This window comes from Streptomyces sp. NPDC050509 (genome assembly GCF_044457965.1).
In the GTDB taxonomy this organism is placed as follows: Bacteria; Actinomycetota; Actinomycetes; order Streptomycetales; family Streptomycetaceae; genus Streptomyces.
In genome coordinates this window covers 39591-58154 of record NZ_JBITHL010000022.1, presented here as the reverse complement: position 1 = coordinate 58154, position 18564 = coordinate 39591, and the positions used below count along the sequence as shown (strand labels likewise).

Sequence of the window (18564 nt, the reverse complement as noted above, 5' to 3'; positions counted from 1 at the left end):
TTTTGCGAGTTTTGTGGTGCGCCGGTGCAACAAAAAACCCCTCGTGCCGTGAGGCAGGCGAGGGGAGCGCGTCGGTGCGGTCTGCAGAGCGGGAAGGTGGCTCTGCGTCAGCCGACGCGCTGTCCAAGTACGAGAATTCGGGTGCGCATGGAAATGACCCTCCCTCCGGCGCGCCCCGGCTGTCAAGTGGGTGGGACGGGAGTCTCACTATTTGAGCGGACCGACGGCCGGGGAATCCGGTCGGAGACGGGCTGGCGGGGCCGCCGTACGGGCAGCGAGCCACCGGTGCCGGCGAGGACGGGCAGGGCGTTGGTGCCCGGCATGGGGTAGGAACCGGCCACCAGGGCGCGGCGCAGCCGGTACTCGTCGAGCGGCCCGGAGAAGGCCATGCCCTGGCCGTGGGTGCACCCCATGGCACGCAGGGCGGTCACCTGTTCGGGCAGGTCCACCCCCTCGGCGACGGACTGCATGCCGAGGTCGCAGGCGATCCGCAGCAGCCCCGCGGTGATCTTGTGCAGCCGGCCGGACTCCACGACGCCCTCGACCAGACCGCGGTCCAGTTTCAGTACGTCGACGGGGAGGCGCCGCAGGGCGTTTATCGCCGCGTACCCGCTGCCGAAGCCGTCCAGCGCGATCCGTACGCCGAGCCGGCGCAGCGCGACGAGGCGGTGCTCCAGCTCGTCCAGGGAGGCGCGCGGGTCGTTGTCGGACAGCTCGATCATCAGGGCCCCCGAGGGCAGCCCGTGCCGCATCAGCAGGGCTTCCACGGAGCTGAGGGGCAGGGACTTGTCGAGCAGTCTGCGGGCCGGGATCCGTACGGAGACGGGCGCGGAGTAGCCCAGTCCGGCGCGCTCGGCGGCCTGCTTGACGGCCTCTTCGAGGAGCCAGCGGCCCAGCTCCGAGGTGCGGTCGCCGTCGTCGGAGCCGCGCAGGAACTCGGCCGGGGTGAAGAGGATGCCCTGGGCGGAGCGCCAGCGGGCCTGGGCGGCGACGGCGGAGACCCGGCCCGAGGTGAGGTGGACCACGGGCTGGTGGAGCAGCGTGAACTCGCCGTCGTGGAGCGCGGTGCGCAGTCTGGCCGCCAACTCGGTCCTGCGGACCACGTCGGCCTGCATCTGGGGCGCGTACATCTCGACGCGGTTCTTGCCGCCCGCCTTGGCGCGGTACATGGCGAGGTCCGCGTTGCGCATGAGGTCGGTGGGGGTTATGCCGGGCTCGGCGAAGGCGACACCGATGGAGGCGGCGACCCGGACGTCGTTGCCGTCGATCTTGTAGGGCTGGGAGAGCTTGAGGCGCAGCCGGTCGGCGATCTCGTGGACCTGGTACTCCCGGGCGGCCTGGTCGCCGGAGCCGTCGCCGAGGACGATGGCGGCGAACTCGTCGCCGCCGAGCCGGGCGGCGGTGTCGCCCGCCCTGACGGAGTCCTGGAGCCGGTGGGCGGCGAGGATCAGGAGTTCGTCCCCCACCTGATGCCCCAGGCGGTCGTTGACGCCCTTGAAACCGTCGAGGTCGATGAAGAGCACCGCCGTGCCAGGATCGGTCGTACGGCGGCCGGAGAGGGCCTGCCTGACCCGCTGGGTGAACAGCGCCCGGTTGGGCAGGTCGGTGAGCGGGTCGTGCTCGGCGTTGTGCTGGAGCTGTGCCTGGAGGCGGACCCGTTCGGTGACGTCCCGGCTGTTGAAGATCAGTCCGCCCTGGTGGCGGTTGACGGTGGACTCCACGTTGAGCCAGTCGCCGGTCCCGGAGCGGAAGCGGCACTCGATACGGGTCGTGGGCTCGTCGGCGGGAGGGGTGGCCAGGAAGCGGCGCACTTCGTGGACGACCCGGCCGAGGTCGTCGGGATGGATGATCGAGGCGAGTTCGGCGCCGACGAGATCCTCGGCCTCGCGCCCGTAGACGCCGGTGGCGGCGGGGCTGACGTAGCGGAGTATCCCGGAGGGCGCGGCGATCATGATGACGTCGCTGGACCCCTGGACCAGGGAGCGGAAGTGGCTCTCCTTGTGCGCCAGCTCATGGGTGAGGGCGATGTTGTCGACGAGCATGATGCCCTGCCGTACGACCAGGGCGAGCACGACCGTGCAGCCCGTGAGGACGACGACCCGGTCGACCTTGCGGTCCTCGGTGACGTTGTACAGGATCCCCAGCGTGCACACGGCGGCGGCGAGATACGGCGTGAGCGCGGCCAGGGAGCCCGCGATCGGCGTGGAGTGCCGGGTCTGGCGGTCCTCGCGGGGCGGGGCGGGGGTGCTGGGCTCGGGGACGCGCCGGACGCCCCAGGGCGCGTACGCGAGGAGCAGCGACCCGGCGAACCAGCCCGCGTCCAGGAGCTGTCCCGAGCGGTAGCTCTCGCGCAGCAGCGGCGAGGTGAACAGGGCGTCGCACAGCACCGTCAGGGCGAGCGCGGCGATGGCGGTGTTGACCGCGGAGCGGCTGCCCGCGGCCTTACGGAAGTGCAGGGCGAGCACCATGCTGACGAGGACGATGTCCAGCAGCGGATAGGCGAGGGAGAGTGCGGCCTGGGTGACGCTCTCGCCCTGGAACTGCGCGGTGCGGGCGAGGGCGAGGCTCCAGGAGAGCGTGAGCAGCGAGCCGCCGATCAGCCAGGAGTCCAGCGCGAGGCAGACCCAGCCGGCCCTGCTGACCGGCCGCTTGGCGAGGACGAGCAGGCCCACGATGGCGGGTGGCGCGAAGCAGAGGAAGAAGAGATCGGCGAGGCAGGGGCTGGGTACGGGCTTTTCGAGGATGACCTCGTACCAGCCCCAGACCGCGTTGCCCGCGGAGGCCATCGCGGAGGAGAAGGAGAACAGCAGCCACGCGGGCCGGAAGCGGCTGGTGTGGCCGCGTGCGTAGAAGAAGCAGGAGACCGCGGCGATCAGCGCGGCGAGACTCAGTCCGAAGTCGCCCATGATCAGGGCGAGTTTCTCGGACCCCCAGCCCAGCGCCGCACCGGCCGCGTAACCGCCGCAGATCAGGGCGAGGAGGAGCTGGGCGACCAGCCCCGTACTCCCGCCGGAGACCTGGCGCCCGCTCACGAACACGCCCTCGGCGCTCACCGGATCGCTCCGGGGCGTGTCACCGTCACGACGCGTGCCACCGTCACGACCGGCGGGCGCGGGTCGCGCGCCGGAGTGTCCGGAGGTCGTCGCCGCCGACACCCCTGCCGCGTCGGATCGTTCGTCCATTGGCCGTACATAGCCCGTCGCCCCCCTCGGATTCCTGTCACCCTGCTGCGCCGCCCCACACGCGGTACAGCCCCCAGATCGGGACGATACACCAGACTCGTCACTCAGGGCCATAGTTCTTCTACTCTCCGTGACGACCAGCGGAGTTGTCGGTATCGAGGGTGTCCGGACGGGTGCGGAGCGTGGTTGCGGGGAGCTCGCGCGGCGGGTCAGGCGGCGGGTGATCCGGTCGGTCCTTCCGTCGTGAGGACGACGTTCCGCGGCTCCTCCCCGGCGACGAACCGGGTGAGCTGGCCGACCAGCAGACGCTTGGCGCGGGGCAGGAAGGCCGAGGTGGGTCCGCCGACGTGGGGGCTGATGAGGACACCCGGAGCATGCCAGAGGGGGTGTCCCGCGGGCAGCGGTTCCGGATCGGTCACATCGAGGGCCGCCTCGATCCGGCCACTCTCCAGCTCCGCGAGGAGCGCCTTGGTGTCGACGACGGCGCCGCGCGCGACGTTCACCAGCAGGGCGCCGTCCTTCATCCGGGCCAGGAACTCCGCTCCCACCAGGCCCTTCGTCCCTTCGGTGAGCGGCGTGGAGAGGATCACGACATCGGCCTCGGGGAGCAGCTCGGGCAGTTCGGTGAACGCGTGCACCGCCCCGCGCTCCGTGGTGCGCGCGGAGCGCGCGACGCGTACCACCCGCGCGCACTCGAACGGTGTGAGCCGGTCCTCGATGGCGGCGCCGATCGAGCCGTAGCCGACGATCAGCACGGACCGGTCGGCGAGCGCCGGGCGGAAGCCGGAGCGCCACTCCTCGCGGTCCTGGCCCCGTACGTAGCCGGGAACGCCGCGCAGGGAGGCGAGGGTGAGGGTGAGGGCGAGTTCGGCCGTGCTGGCCTCGTGGACGCCCTTGGCGTTGCACAGCCGTACCCCGGCGGGCAGCGCGCCGAGCGCGGGCGCCACGTGGTCGACGCCGGCGGAGAGCGTCTGGACGACGCGCACGGACGTCATCGCGGCGAGCGGCCGTATCGAGACCTCCGGGGGCCGCATGTACGGCACCACGTAGAAGGCGCACTCCGCGGGGTCGGCGGGGAACGCGTCCTGGCCGTCCCAGTGGAGGTACCGGGGCCCCTCGGGGAGTCCTTCGATCGTCTCGGCCGGAATCGGGAGCCATACGTCAGGAGTCATGGTCAGGAGGCTATGCGACGCCCCCGGAACGGAACCGGCGGCGGGTCCCGGGGAAGATCTTCGGGCGGGTCCTGGAGGCGGGACCCGCAGGTCGATGGGGTTAGCTTGAAGGCGGCACGAAGGGGGGACTCGGCGTTGGAGCGCAGGACAATCGGTGCGGCGGCGCTCGAAGTGGGCGCGGTCGGGCTCGGCTGCATGCCGATGCACTGGGCCTACACCACCTCCCAGCAGCACGGCGACCGCTCGCTGCGCACGGTGCACGCGGCGCTGGACGCCGGTACGAGCCTGCTCGACACCGCCGACATGTACGGCCCGTTCACCAATGAGCTGCTGCTGGGCCGGGCGCTCGGGCAGCGGCGCCCGGACGCGTTCGTCTCCACCAAGTGCGGGCTGCTCGTGGGCGATCAGCACATCGTGGCCAACGGTCACCCGAAGTATGTGCGGCGGGCCTGTGACGCCTCGCTGCGGCGGCTCCAGACCGATGTGATCGATCTCTACCAGCTCCACCGCGCCGATCCCGAGATACCCGTCGAGGAGACGTGGGGGGCGATGGCCGAGCTGGTGGGCGCGGGGAAGGTACGGGCGCTGGGGCTGTGCGCGGTGGGCGCGCGGGCGGCCGGTGCGGGGGCTCGGGTGGCGCGCCGCGGGCCCGGCGAGGATCTGCACGCGGGAACGATCCGTCAGTTGGAGCGTGTGCAGCAGGTGTTCCCGGTGAGCGCGGTGGAGGCGGAGCTGTCCGTGTGGTCGCCGGAGGCGCTGGAACGGCTGCTGCCGTGGTGCGAGGCGCGCGGCATCGGCTTCCTCGCGGCGATGCCGTTGGGCAACGGTTTCCTGACGGGCACGCTCACCCCGGGGCAGGGGTTCGAGCCGGACGACGTACGGGCCCGGCATCCGCGGTTCACGGCGGAGATGATGGCCGCGAACCAGCCCCTGCTGGTGGGGTTGCGGCGGGTGGCGCGGCGGTACGGGGCGACGCCGGCGCAGGTGGCGCTGGCGTGGGTGCTGGGGCGGGGGCGGCATGTGGTGCCGGTGCCGGGGACGAAGCGGGAGCCGTGGGCGGTGGAGAACGCGCGGGCGGCGGAGCTGGCGCTGACGGCGCGGGACGTGGCCGAAATAGCGGCCCTGCCGCCGGTACGGGCCTCCTGGGAGTAGGCCCGTACCGGCGGACGGTACCGGGGCCGTCGGCCCGGATCGGCGACATCGGTCCACGAGTTGGGGAACTTCGTGGGGGCACGCGGTGTAAGAACAGGTAGAACCGCAGCCTTCGAAGGGACCGGCACCGTGAAGCGTTCAGCAGGGACGGCCGTGGGGGCCGTCGCCACCCTTCTCCTGGCGACGGGGTGCTCCTCCGACGAGGGCGTGGGCCCGGCGTTCGAGCGCGGCGCCTCGTCGCCGGCGGCCTCAGCCTCGCGGGAGGCGTCACGGGAAGCGGCGCCCACCACGTCCCCCGCGCCCGCGAAGGGCTCGGTGAAGGTGGTGTCGACGGTCACCGAGGGGCTCGCGTCACCATGGGGGCTCGCGGCGCTGCCGGACGGCGATCTGCTGGTCTCCTCGCGCGACGAGGGGACGATCACCCGGGTCGACGCCGGGACGGGCGAGAAGACCCTGATCGGTTCGGTGCCGGGGGTCTCCCCGGCCGGGGAGGGCGGTCTGCTGGGGATCGCGGTCTCCCCCACGTACGCCTCGGACCAGTTGGTCTACGCCTACTTCACCACCGCGGGGGACAACCGCATCGCGCGGATGTTCCACGACACGAAGAAGCCCGCCGGGCAGCAGTTGGGCGCCCCCGACACGGTGCTGCGGGGCATCCCCAAGGGCACCATCCACAACGGCGGCCGGATCGCCTTCGGGCCGGACAGGATGCTCTACGCGGGCACCGGCGAGACGGGGGACACGGGGCTCGCCCAGGACAAGGAGTCGCTGGCCGGAAAGATCCTGCGGATGACACCGGACGGCGAGCCCGTGCACGGTAATCCGGAGGCGGATTCCCTGGTCTATTCGCTGGGGCACCGCAATGTGCAGGGTCTGGCCTGGGATTCCGGGAAACGGCTGTGGGCCGCGGAATTCGGGCAGAACACCTGGGACGAGCTCAATCTGATCGAGCCGGGAAAGAATTACGGCTGGCCGGTTGCCGAGGGGAAGGCCGGGAAGGCGGGCTACGTCGACCCGGTGGAACAGTGGAGGACGAGTGAGGCGTCGCCCAGCGGTATCGCGTACGCGGAGGGCTCGATCTGGATGGCGGGGCTGCGCGGGGAGCGCCTCTGGCGGATTCCCCTGGCGGGCCGGGAATCCTCGGCCGACCCCCAGGCGTTCCTGGAGGGGGAATACGGCCGTCTGCGTACGGTGCTCGCCGCCGGTGGCGACCGGGTGTGGCTCGTGACCAGCGAGACCGACAACCGGGGCACACCTCGGGCGGGGGACGACCGGATCCTTCTGCTGGAGGTTTCGTAGTTCCGTAGCAGTGCGTATCAAGAGGGTGAGCATGCTGTGTTCAACATGATCGAGGAGATTTTCGCCCCGGGCCGCAAGCACACGCACGAAGAACAGAAACGACTGGAACTGAGCCGGGTGGATATCGATGACAACGACCCGGGCCGGGGGCCGATAGACCTCTCCTCGGGAAAGGTCACGATAAGGGTCCCGGGCGAAGGAGCCGAAGCTGCCGGCCACAGCGAATCCGCGGCAGCGGCGGACGGCGCGGAATAGCCCTCCGTATTAGGCCGCCAGGTCCGGGAAGAGGCGCAGCCGGTGGGCGAGCGCCGCCGCCTCCGTACGGCCCGACACCCCCAGTTTGGCCAGGATGTTGGAGACGTGGACGCTGGCGGTCTTCGGGGAGATGTACAGCTCCTCGGCGATCCCGCGGTTGCTGTGCCCGGCCGAGACCAGCCGCAGGACGTCCTGCTCGCGGCGGGTGAGCCCCAGCTCGCGCAACGGATCGGCGTTGGCGTCCCGGGCTCCCCCGCCGCGCCGGGTGTCCGGTATGCGCCCGGAGGCCCGCCCCGTACCGCCCGGGGAGGCCGCGCCGAGGCCGATCCTGGCCCGTCCGGCGAGGAGGGTGATCTCCTCGGCCAGCGGGCGCGCGCCGAGCTCCGCGGCGGTGGTGTGCGCCAGGTCGAGCAGGGCCGCCGCGTCCGTACGGTCGGCGCCCGAGTCGAGCAGGGCCGCCGCCCAGCGCAGCCGGGCGAGCGCCAGCTCGTAGGGGCGGTCCAGGTCGTGGAAGGCCGCCACCGCGCGCGCCCAGAGCTTCGGCTCCTTCCGGCCTTCCGCGCGGGCCAGTTCGGCCTCCAGCATGAGCCCGTACGCCGCCCAGACGGGCACCAGCGTCGGCAGCCGCTTGGCGTGGGTACGGACCGTCGCCAGCACCCGTGCACGGCCCGCCTCGGCGCCGGGCAGCCCTCTGGCGTCCGCCTCGATCACCGCCGCCGTACAGAGCAGCGGCAGCGCGTAGCGGTGGGTGCCGATCGGGAAGCCGCCCGTGGCCATCCGCTCGAACTCGGCCCGCGCCTCGGCCAGCGCGCCGCGCCGGGCCGCCACGACCATCGTCAGCCGGGCCGGGGTGATGATGTGCTGCGGCTGGAGGTCATGGGTGCCCAGGAAGCCGCGATTCAGCTCCACCTGACGCTCCGCCTCGTCGAAGTCGCCTCTGCACAGGGCGAGTTCCGCGCGGCGTACGGCGAGCAGGGCACGTGCCTTGTTGGACCGCGCCAGCTCCACGGTCTCGTCGAGGACCGTGTCCGCCTCCGGCCAGCGGCCCAGGGAGAAGAGGGACTGGGCCAGATTCGTACGGACCCACGCCTCCGTGTCGGTGAGTCCGCGCCGGTGACTGAAGGAGATGCCCTCGCGGGCGGTCGTCACCGCCTCCTCCGAGCGGCCCATGCTCTCCAGCGTGGACGGCAGGTTGTTGCTGGCGCGGCCCAGGATGGCGACGGCGCCCAGCTCGGCGGCGCGGTCGCGCGCCGCGTAGATCTCGGCGATGCCCTCCTCGACGCCGCCCGCGTCGGCGGTGAGCCAGCCCCGGGTGAGCCGGGCGTGCAGTTCGGTGTGCTCGGCGCCGACCAGCCGGGCGTACTCCACGGCCCGGTCGGCGGCGGCCAGGCTCTCGGGTCCCGGCCGGTGCAGGGCGCCCCAGGACGCGACATTGGCGAGGACCTCCGCGTGCACGGCGGAGGGCTGGAGTCCGCGCACCAGCTCCTGGGCGCCCGCCAGTTCGCTCCAGCCGTCGCCCCGGGTGAGGTCCTGGACGAGCCGGGAGCGCTGGATCCAGAACCAGGCGGCGCGCAGCGGGTCCTTTCCCTCCGACTCGCCCTCCAGGAGGCGCATGGCCTTCTTGGCTATCGCCAGGGCGCGTTCGCGCTCGCCGCTGGAGCGCGCGGCGACCGTCGCCTCGGCCATCAGGTCGAGATAGCGCAGCGGGGACGCCTCGGTGGGCCCGCCGCAGGGCGGGTAGACCTCGATGTCGTCCGGCGGGCGCAGAGTGGCCCGTACTTCCCGTGAGGCGTCGTCCCACAGCTCCATCGCCCGTTCGAGCAGGCGCAGTTGCTCGGCGTGCGCGTACCGCTCGCGGGCCTCCACGGAGGCGAGGAGGACGGCGGGCAGCGCCTTCGCCGGGTCGTGCGCGTGGTACCAGTGGCTGGCGAGGCGGGTCGTCCGCTCGTCGGCCCTGACGAGCGAGGGGCCGGCCTCCAGCACCTCCGCGTATCTCCGGTTGAGCCGGGAGCGCTCGCCGGGCAGCAGGTCGTCGCTGACGGCCTCGCGGACGAGGGAGTGGCGGAAGCGGTAGCCGTCCCCGTCCGCCGTCGGCAGCAGGATGTTGGCGCCGACGGCGGCCCGCAGCGCCTCGATCAGCTCGTCCTCGGGGAGTCCGGCGACGGCGAGCAGCAGCCGGTACTCGACGGTGGTGCCGCCCTCGGCGACGATCCTGGCGACCCGCTGGGCGTCCTCGGGCAGCGTCTCGACCCGTACGAGCAGCAGATCGCGCAGGGAGTCGCTGAGCCCGGTGGGGCAGCCCGACCCGATGGAGCAGGCCAGCTCCTCCACGAAGAACGCGTTCCCGTCGGAGCGTTCGAAGATCTGCTCCAGCAGGTCGGGTCCCGGCTCGGCGGCGAGGATGCCGGTGAGCTGGCTGCGTACCTCGGCGCGGTTGAAGCGGGGCAGTTCGATACGGCGGACGGAGCGCAGCCGGTCCAGCTCGGCGAGGAGCGGGCGCAGCGGGTGGCGGCGGTGCAGGTCGTCGGCGCGGTAGGTGCCGATCACGACGAGCCGGCCGCGGCGCAGGGAGCGGAAGAGATAGGCGAGGAGATGGCGGGTGGAGGCGTCCGCCCAGTGCAGGTCCTCCAGGATGAGCACGATCGTACGGTCGGCGGCGAGCCGCTCCAGGAGGCGTGCGGTGAGCTCGAAGAGCCGGGCGGTGCCGTCCTCGCCCAGCGCGCCCCGGTCGGAGTGACCCAACTCGGGGAGGATCCTGGCCAGTTCGTCCTGCTGGCCCTCGGCCGCGGCCATCAGCTCGTCGGGCAGCCGGCGGCGCAGGGAGCGCAGGGCGGTCGAGAAGGGCGCGAACGGCAGTCCGTCCGCGCCGATCTCGACGCATCCGCCGATCGCGACGACGGCCTTCTCCTCGTCTGCCGCCCGGTGCAGCTCCTCGACGAGGCGGGTCTTGCCGACGCCCGCCTCACCGCCGACGAGCACGGCCTGGGGCTCGCCCGCGGTGGCGCGGGCGAGCGCTGACGTGAGGGCGGTGAGCTCGGCCGACCTGCCGACGAACACCGGACTGAGCGACCTGGTCTCCACATCGCCGAGCATCGCACAGCCCTCTGACATCGCGGCACTTGTTATCGGGCGGGCCGCTTGTCGGGCGGCGGCCGGGCGGTCGTACGAGGGGCGGGGTCAGGCGGCGCGGTCGAACCGGCCGCGGAGTTGTCTCACCCGCCCCTCCGGGGCGTTGCCGGCGGTTCGCCGGGCCCGGCGGCGGGCCGCGCCGGCCTCCCGGACGAGCCGCTGGTGCTCGGCCCTGCGGATCAGTTCGGCGGCGTGGATCTTCTGGAGTTCGTACTCGAACATCGTTGTGCTCCCTGGAGCGAAGAGGGTGGGGCATCTGGTGATGCCTCCACCTTCGTCTCCCAGGGGAGGGGGCCGCATCGGGAGAGTGCCGCATCTTGGCGGGTCCTGGGGCCTTAGAAAGCGGGGCCGGACATACGTACGGCCTAAGGCCCCGGCGGCGGAAGCCGCTCAGACCTTAGACCGAGTGGGGGGCGGAGGGACGTGGGGGGAAGCGGCCTCAGGCGCCGGTGGCCGGCAGGGCCGCGAAGAGGTCGAAGTACATGGCCATGGAGATCAGCAGCCCCAGGAAGCCGAGTACGGCGCCGGCGAGCGCGAAGGGCCGTACCCAGCCCTCGCGCCGGGGCAGCGTCAGCACGATCACGCCGAGGAGCAGGGCCACCAGGGCGACTCCGCCGTTGACGGCGGCCGTGACGTGCCAGGCGTCGCCGTAGATCGCGGAGATCTGCTGCTCGGCGGTGGCGGACTGGCCGGTCTTGAGCTGTCCTACGAGGCCCTGGCGCTCGGCGAGGACCTTGCTGGTCCAGGTGCCGGTGAGGGCCACGATGCCGAGGCAGACGGCGACGACGGCCGCGGCGGCGGCGCCGAGACCGGACGACGCGGCGGGGGCTCCCTCAAGGAGGTCCAGCTCGTCGTCCTCGCCGACCGCCTCGTCCTCGTCGAGGTCGGCGGCGGGGGCGTCGGTGGGCGTGTCGCCCGAGGCGTCGCTCGCGGTCTCGCTCGGGGTGTCGCTCTTCTTCAGATCGGCCTTGGACTCGGCCGCCTTGGTGGTGGGGGCCTCGGCCGTCTCCGGCTCGGGGGTCTGGGTCTCGGGGGTGGACTTCATACGTCGCACGCTAGGGGCCAGTTCTGAGAACTTCCTGAGAACGCGGAAATTCACTCCCGCGCACACCCGTATCGTGATCAGCGGTTGATCAGCTCGGCGTACCGGACCGTTCGCGCCACTCCGGGGCGAGGACCGACCAGACCTCCGTGTCCTGGCGTACGCCCCGGTACGGGTAGTTCTGCCGCAGCACCCCGTCCCGGGTCATCCCGAGCCGCTGGGCGACCCGGATGCTGGCCGCGTTCTCGGAGGAGACCCGCCATTCGACCCGGTGCATCCCGCGCTCCTCGACCGCCCAGTCGATGAGGACCCGGGCGGCGCGGGTGACCAGGCCGCGCCCCGTCGCCGCGGGCTCCAGCCAGCAGCCGACCTCGCAGGTCCCCGCGGGAGCGTCGAAGATGCGGAAGAGCACGCCGCCGACGAGGGTGGGGCCGAGCCAGATCCCGTAGATGCGTCCGGTGTCGGCCGCCTGCTTCTGCGCGTACGAGGTGAGCAGCGCCCGCGCGGACTCCAGGTCCGTGACGGCCCGGGCGAGCTGGATGTGCTCGTCCACCAGGTCCCTGGCGCGATCCATGTGGGTCAGGAACTCCTCGGCCTGCCAGCTCTCCAGCGGGCGCAGGCGGGCCTCGTCACCCAGTGGTACAGCGAACATGATGATTCCCCCCGTGCGGTGCGTCTCGCGCGTCTCGCGTGTCTCGTGCGTCCCGTGTGGTTCACCGGGCGGACGGTGTGTGCTCGTCCTCGCGCGGCACGGGGATCTTCGCACCTTCGGGGGAGTCCGGCGCCTCGTTTTCGTGGGAGTCCGGCGCCTCGATACTGATGCGCGGGAGCCAGCGGTCCACCGCACGCGGCAGCCACCAGTTGGCGCCGCCGAGCAGATGCATCAGGGCGGGGACCAGGAGCGTACGGAGCACGAAGGCGTCCAGCGCGACCGCCGTGGCCAGCGCGATGCCGAACATGGCGATGACACGGTCGCCGCTCAGCACGAAGGCGAGGAAGACCGAGATCATGATGACCGCCGCCGAGTTGATCACCCGGCCGGTCTCGGAGAGCCCCACGCGCACGGCCCGCGCGTTGTCACCGGTCTCCAGCCACTCCTCGTACATCCGGCTGACCAGGAAGACCTGGTAGTCCATGGAGAGCCCGAAGAGCACCGAGACCATGATCACGGGCAGGAAGGGTTCGATCGGCCCCGCGCTGCCGAGCCCCAGCAGCTCGCTCCCCCACCCCCACTGGAAGATCGCGACGACGACTCCGAAGGACGAGGCGACGGCGGCCACGTTCATCAGCGCGGCCTTGAGGGGGATGCCCACGGAGCGGAACGCCAGCAGCAGGAGCAGGGAGCCCAGGGCGATGACCACCCCGACGAAGAGGGGGAGTTTGCCGACGATGATGTCCGCGAAGTCGTCGTAGCTCGCGGTGACGCCGCCGACGTACACCGCGAGGGAGGTGCCCGTCGCCGCCGCGGGCAGGACGTCGTCACGGAGCCGGTCGACCAGGTCGCTGGTGTGCCGTGACTGCGGCGACGACTCCGGTACGACGGTGAGCAGCGCGGTGTTGCCGCTGCCGTTGAGGACGAGGGGGCCGACCGAGGCGACGCCCTCGGTGGTGCGGAGCGCGTCGGGGAGCTGGTCCAGGGCGAGCCGGTCGGCGGCGCTGTCGAGGTGCGCGACCAGCGTCAGCGGACCGTTGACGCCGGGTCCGAACCCTTCGGCGAGCCGGTCGTACGCCTTGCGGGTGGTGGCCGTGGCCGGGTTGTTGCCCTGGTCGGAGGTGCCGAGGTGGAGCGCGAAGGTGGGCAGCGCGAGGACCAGCATCACCACGGTCGCGACGGCGCCCAGCAGCTTGGGGCGGCGTTCGACGAAGAGGGACCAGCGGACGGCGAAGCCGGTGGGGCGTTCCGGCTGCGGCCCGTGGGCGGCGAGCCGGGCGCGCTGGCGCCGGCTCAGCGCGCGGGTGCCGATACAGGAGAGCAGGGCGGGCAGCAGGGTCACGGACGCGGCGACGGTCAGGACGACCGTCAGCGAGGCGGCGATCGCGACCCCGTTGAGGAAGCCGAGGCGCAGGATCAGCATGCCGAGAAGGGCGATGCAGACGGTGGCTCCGGCGAAGAGGACGGCCCGGCCGGTGGTGGCGACGGCGTTCGCCGCGGCCTCAGGGACGGTCAGCCCGCGCTGGAGGCCCTTGCGGTGCCGTACGACGATGAACAGCGCGTAGTCGATCCCGACGCCGAGCCCGATGAGCAGGCCGAGCATGGGCGCGAAGTCGGCGACGGTCATGACATGGCCGAGCAGGACGATGCCCGCGTACGCGGTGCCGACGGAGACCAGCGCGGTCGCGATGGGCAGCAGTCCGGCGGCGAACGAGCCGAAGACGAGGAAGAGCACGACGGCCGCCACGGCCACGCCGACGATCTCGGCGGTGTGCGCGGAGGCGGCCTCGGTGAGGGCGACGGCGCTGCCGCCCAGCTCGACCTCCAGGCCCTTCTGCGCCCCTTCCACGGAGGTGGCGGTGGAGACCAGCGCCCGCGCCTGGGAGTGCGGGATGTCGTCGGCCTGCCGGTCGAAGGTGATCCGCGCGTAGGCGGTACGGCCGTCCGCGCTGATCTGCTCGGCGCCCTCGGCCGCGTACGGGCTCACGACCGAGGAGACGCCGGGCAGCTTGGCGACCCGGCCCAGCATCTCCCCCGTGCGCAGCTCGACGCCGGTGTCGCGGACGGAGCCGCGCTCCGTGTGCCAGACGATGGTGTTGCTGTCGCCGCCGAGCCCGGGGAAGGCCGCGCCCAGAAGCTGGGTGGCCCGGCCGGACTCGGTGCCGGGGACCTCGTAGTCGTTGGAGTACGAGGTCCCCATCACGCCCGCGGCTGCCGAGGCGCCGCCGAGCGCGAGCAGCCAGAGGAGGACGGCGAGAAGCCGGTGGGTGACGCACCATCGCGCGAGGGCTGCCAAGGACTGCTCCCTGAGTGGTTCATGGGTCTTTACCGGGAACGGCCCGTGGGGGAGCCCGCAAAGAACGCGTGACCTACGGAGAGCTACTATCGCAGCCGAAAGAGATCCTTAGTGATCCTTTGTCCGGTTGGTGGCCTTACTCACAGTAAGGTGCCGTCTCGTGGCGCGGGGCATGTCAACCCGCGACGCTCGCCCGCCCGTTCTCGATATGGCCCATGAGGCGGCGGCGGAACGGGGCGGCGGACCCGTCAGCAGCGACCTCGGCGGCGTCGGTGGTGACCTCGATGTCGTACCAGCCGTGCGCGTCGGCCGCCGAGTGCACGACGCGCCTGTTGCGGCCCGGCTTCACCGTGATCCGACGCGTCCAGCCGTCCAGGTCGGCCTCGTCGACGTACCCGAGGGGCCGCACGGTGAAGGTGACGGGGCGCGTGCCCCGGTTGGTCAGGGTGAGGTGCAGATCGCGGTCGTGGTGGTCGACGGACGAGGCGACCTCGGGCCCGTCACCGGCGACCGGGCCGGAGAACTCCCGGCGGAAGCCGTTCGGCCCGGTGATCGTGAAACGGTAGGTGTCGCGCTCCGCACCGCTCCGGCCGGTAAGGGGCACGGTCCATTGCGCCCTGCCCCTTACATCGCGGTGCTGCGGGATCGCGAACTCGCCGGCGTACGGGTAGAGCGCGAAGTGGGCGCTGGCCGGGCCCGTGTTGCTGAGCGCGACCGTGAACGCCCGCCCGTCCGCGTCGACCCGCCCGTACGCGTCCGGCTGGTACGGCAGCGGCCTGGCCGGGCGCGCGCCCTTCTCCGGTACGGGCATCCGCTGCTCGGCCGGGGGTGCGGGCTGCCAGCGGCCGGTGAACGGCGGGATCGCGCCCGGCTGTTCCACCTCGGGCTGAACACGCCCGCGCCGGAAGTCGAACGCCGAGGTCAGATCGCCGGTGACGGTGCGCCGCCAGGGGGTGATATTGGGCTCCGCCACCCCCGTCCACCGCTCCAGGAAGCGGATCACGGAGGTGTGGTCGAAGACCTGCGAACAGACGTAGCCGCCCACGGTCCAGGGCGAGACGACCAGCAGCGGCACCCGGACACCGAGCCCCGTGGGGCGGCCCCGCCAGCGCTCGTCGTGGTCGTCCACGGGCGGCACGGGCGGCGGCACATGGTCGAAGAAGCCGTCGTTCTCGTCGTAGTTGATCAGTACGACGGTCTGCCGCCAGACGTCCGGATGCGCGCCGAGCGCGTCCAGCACCTGGTAGACGAGGGAGGCGCTCGCCACCGGCGACGAGGAGCCGGGGTGCTCGGAGTCGACCGCGGAGGGCACCAGGTACGACACCTCGGGCAGCGTCCCGGCCGCCACGTCGGCGCGGAACGCCGCGGCGAGCGTCCCGGTCTCGACCCGGCGCAGCCCCCGCTCGAAGAGCGACCGCTCGGGGGCGTTGAGCGCGGCGACTCCCTCCTCCAGCGCGGCGAGCAGCCTGGCCCGCTCCGTGGCGTCCTCGGTGTCGCGTACGGCGGCGTAGAACGCCTCCATGTAGGTGAAGCCGGCGGCGCCGCGCTGTCCGGGCAGGGCGCGGGCCCGGGTGAGCGCCTTACGGGCCACGTCCTTGAACGTGGTGAAGAACTCGATGTTGTTGTCGGTGAAGTTCTCCCACTCGGTGTACGTGCGCCAGCTCCGGCCCGCCTTCTCCAGCCGCTCGGCATAGGTCGGCCACGGGTAGCCGGGGTGGGTGCCCTCGTCGTACGCGTCGTTGCCGACGGCGCGCCGCCCGTCGGCCTCGAAGCCGGTCCAGCCGCTCCAGAGGTGGTTGCGGTTGGGGCTCGTGGAGGTGTGGACGGAGGAGTGGTAGGCGTCGCAGACGGTGAACGTGTCAGCCAGCTCGTAGTGGAGCGGGATGTCACGCCGGTCGTAGTGGGCCATGGTGGCGGCCGTTTTCGCGGAGACCCAGCCGTCCATCCAGCCGTCGTTCCAGGCCGCGGCGCCGCCGTCCCAGGAGTGGTCGAGGGCGCCGATGTACTGGAGGTCCTTGCGCTGCGCCGCGGCGGCGTCCCTTACGGAGAACGGCAGGACGGTGCCGCCCGCCGGGGCCGGCTGCGCGAACACGGGCTTCCCCGAGGGCAGTTCGACGGCGTTGCGGTCGCCGAAGCCCCGTACGCCGCGCAGGGTGCCGAAGTAGTGGTCGAAGGACCGGTTCTCCTGCATGAGCACGACCACGTGCTTGATCGCGCCCAGCCCGCCGCCGGGCGCGGGGCCGGCGGCGAGCGCCGCCTGGAGGGACGGCGGCAGTACCGAACCGACCGCAGCCGCGCCGACGGCGCCCGAGCCGAGGGCGAGCACTCTTCTGCGCGACATCTCTCCGCGCGACATCTCCGGTGACATGTCCGGGACGGTAGTGAGAGCAGATGGCAGGGGGAAGACCCGGGCGCGTCCATGAGGTGAACGTCCACGGGGCGCCCCGCTCTTGGCCCCCGCTCTTGGCCCCGCCCCTACCCGCCCGCTTCCTCGCCGCCCGCTTCTTCCTCGTACGTTTCCTCGCCGCCCGCTTCCTCCCCGTACGGCCAGACCAGCAGGACCGGGCAGGTCGCGTGGTCGACCACGAAGCGCGTCGCGCGGCCGAGGCTGTGCGGCCCGGGGCGGTCGCGCTCGCCGTCGCGCGCGCAGATCAGCAGATCGGCGCCGGCCGCCGCCCGTACCACCTCGTGCTCCTCCCGGCCGTGGTGTTCGAGGAGCTCACAGGGCCGGCCGAGCCGGTGCGCGGCGGCTTCCAGCAGATCGGCCGCCGCCGTACCGGAGAGGGCTTCGAGCCGCGCGCCGGGGTCGCGGTCCGGACGGTGGCCCCGGCCGAGAAGCCCCGTGTAGGCGCGGTGCGCCGCGGCGGCGATCTCGGCGTCGCTGACGTGGAGCAGCACCACGGCGTCGTCCGGGGCGCGGTCGCGGGCCGCGTCGACACAGGCGGCCCAGGTGGACTCGGTGATCCAGACGAGCGTGGTCCGCTCCACAGTGGTCAGCCTCCGATCAGTCGCAGCGTGCCCCAGAGTGCCACGGTGGAGACGGCCAGCGTGGCAGGCACGGTCAGCAGTCCGAGCCGGGTGAAGTGACCGAGCTGGGGCTCGGCGTCGTGCTCGTGCAGGATGCGCCGCCACAGCAGCGTGGCGAGCGACCCGACGTATGTCAGGTTCGGGCCCAGGTTGACCCCGATGAGGGCGGCGAGGACGGGCCCGGGGCCGGCCGGGGCGAGCACCGGCAGGAGCGCCAGGATGGCCGGGAGGTTGTTGATCGCGTTGGCCAGGACGGCGGCGATCGCGGCGATCGCCAGCAGTGAGAGCAGGGAGGAGCCGCTGGGCAGCAGCCAGGAGATCCCGGTGTCCAGGCCGTTGTCGACGACCGCCTTGACGACGACGCCGAGCGCGAGGACGAAGAGGCAGAAGAGCGGGGACGCGGCGCGGACCAGCTTCGCGGGGGTCGTACGCCGCTGCCGCAGGGCGCGGACGGCGAGGACGGCCGTACCGGCGACGGCCGCCCACAGCGGTTCGATCCCGGCGAACGAGGTGACGGCGAACCCGGCCAGCGTCAGCCCCAGCACGACCAGGGTGAAGACCGGGACGTCGCGCCGTTCGTCCGTCTTCGCGGGGTGCGCCCCGGCGGCCAGGTCGGCGGCGAAGAAGCGGCGGAAGACGACGTACTCGACGGCGATCGCGGCCAGCCAGGGCAGGGCCATCAGCGCGGCGAACCGGGTGAAGGAGAGCCCGCTCGCGGTGAACGCCAGCAGATTGGTCAGGTTGGAGACCGGCAGCAGCAGGGACGCGGAGTTCGCGAGATGCGTACAGGCGTAGACGTGCGGCCGGGGCCGGGCGCCGACCCGCGCGGCGGTCGCGAAGACCACCGGGGTGAGCAGGACGACGGTGGCGTCCAGGCTGAGTACGGCGGTGATGACGGCGGCGACGACGAACACCCCGCCGAGCAGCGTGCGCGGTCTGCCGCCGCACAGCCGCGCCACCAGATCGCCCGCTGCGGTGAACAGCCCCTCCTCGTCGCAGAGCTGGGAGAGGACGAGCACCGCCGCGAGGAAGACGACCACGGGCAGCAGGGTGTGCGTCTGCTCCCACGCCTCCTCCGGCGAGACCGCCCCGAGGGCGACGACCAGCAGGGCCGCGGGGACGGCGGCGACGGCCTCGGGCAGGCCGCGCGGGCGCGCGACGGCGAACGCCAGCACGGCGAGCAGCAAGGCGACGGAGACGATCTCTGCGGCGACGGTGTTCACTGGGATCTGCTCTGCCTCGTGATCGTGGCGGTTCGAAACGGCCCGGCACGTTCGCGACGGGCTGGGCACGAAGGTACGGCGTACGAGGCCACCGGCGACGTACGAAGCCACTGGGGGCGGCGCACCGTTTCCGGT

At 72.4% G+C, this 18564-nt stretch carries 13 protein-coding genes; 3 read left to right on the top strand and 10 right to left on the bottom strand.

Features of this window, described 5'->3' with window-relative positions:
* Positions 1-182: 182 nt before the first annotated feature.
* Positions 183-3053: a putative bifunctional diguanylate cyclase/phosphodiesterase gene (locus tag ACIBJC_RS37890; protein ID WP_399301026.1), complete on the bottom strand. Its 2871-nt coding sequence runs from the start codon at positions 3051-3053 to the stop codon at positions 183-185.
* 338 nt (positions 3054-3391) lie between these two features.
* On the bottom strand, positions 3392-4354 hold the full coding sequence (locus ACIBJC_RS37885; RefSeq protein WP_399300977.1) for a 2-hydroxyacid dehydrogenase: 963 nt from the start codon (positions 4352-4354) through the stop codon (positions 3392-3394).
* Between the two features lie 135 nt (positions 4355-4489).
* Here ACIBJC_RS37885 and ACIBJC_RS37880 point away from each other — a divergent pair, with 135 nt between their 5' ends.
* From ACIBJC_RS37880 to ACIBJC_RS37870, 3 genes are all read left to right on the top strand, one after another.
* Positions 4490-5506, top strand: a complete 1017-nt coding sequence (locus ACIBJC_RS37880) for an aldo/keto reductase (protein ID WP_399300975.1) — start codon at positions 4490-4492, stop codon at positions 5504-5506.
* A 129-nt stretch (positions 5507-5635) separates the two neighbouring features.
* A complete protein-coding gene (locus ACIBJC_RS37875) occupies positions 5636-6805 on the top strand; it encodes a PQQ-dependent sugar dehydrogenase (protein WP_399300973.1) in 1170 nt (389 codons plus the stop codon).
* 45 nt (positions 6806-6850) lie between these two features.
* Positions 6851-7060: a DUF6191 domain-containing protein gene (locus tag ACIBJC_RS37870; protein ID WP_399301024.1), complete on the top strand. Its 210-nt coding sequence runs from the start codon at positions 6851-6853 to the stop codon at positions 7058-7060.
* Between the two features lie 9 nt (positions 7061-7069).
* On the opposite strand, the gene ACIBJC_RS37865 is transcribed toward ACIBJC_RS37870, so the two are convergent.
* The 8 genes from ACIBJC_RS37865 to ACIBJC_RS37830 all read right to left on the bottom strand — a co-directional run bounded on the left by ACIBJC_RS37865 (position 7070) and on the right by ACIBJC_RS37830 (position 18429).
* Positions 7070-10171, bottom strand: coding sequence for an AAA family ATPase (locus ACIBJC_RS37865; protein ID WP_399300971.1), 3102 nt, complete (start codon positions 10169-10171; stop codon positions 7070-7072).
* Positions 10172-10237: 66 nt separating this feature from the next.
* Entirely contained in the window at positions 10238-10411 is a 174-nt protein-coding gene (locus tag ACIBJC_RS37860; protein ID WP_399300969.1) for a hypothetical protein, read from the bottom strand.
* A gap of 217 nt (positions 10412-10628) precedes the next feature.
* On the bottom strand, positions 10629-11234 hold the full coding sequence (locus tag ACIBJC_RS37855; RefSeq protein ID WP_399300967.1) for a hypothetical protein: 606 nt from the start codon (positions 11232-11234) through the stop codon (positions 10629-10631).
* A gap of 88 nt (positions 11235-11322) precedes the next feature.
* A complete protein-coding gene (locus ACIBJC_RS37850; protein ID WP_329822115.1) occupies positions 11323-11883 on the bottom strand; it encodes a GNAT family protein in 561 nt (186 codons plus the stop codon).
* 61 nt (positions 11884-11944) lie between these two features.
* Positions 11945-14179 carry an MMPL family transporter gene (locus ACIBJC_RS37845; RefSeq protein WP_399300964.1) on the bottom strand — a complete coding sequence of 745 codons (2235 nt, stop codon included), beginning with the start codon at positions 14177-14179 and terminating at the stop codon, positions 11945-11947.
* Positions 14180-14354: 175 nt separating this feature from the next.
* Positions 14355-16547 (bottom strand): phosphocholine-specific phospholipase C, encoded by a 2193-nt coding sequence (locus tag ACIBJC_RS37840; RefSeq protein ID WP_399300962.1) that lies wholly within the window; start codon positions 16545-16547, stop codon positions 14355-14357.
* 107 nt (positions 16548-16654) lie between these two features.
* Positions 16655-17167: a universal stress protein gene (locus tag ACIBJC_RS37835; RefSeq protein ID WP_399300960.1), complete on the bottom strand. Its 513-nt coding sequence runs from the start codon at positions 17165-17167 to the stop codon at positions 16655-16657.
* 5 nt (positions 17168-17172) lie between these two features.
* The gene (locus tag ACIBJC_RS37830; RefSeq protein ID WP_399300958.1) at positions 17173-18429 is read right to left on the bottom strand and encodes an SLC13 family permease; all 1257 of its coding nucleotides are present in this window, start codon (positions 18427-18429) and stop codon (positions 17173-17175) included.
* Positions 18430-18564 lie beyond the last annotated feature (135 nt).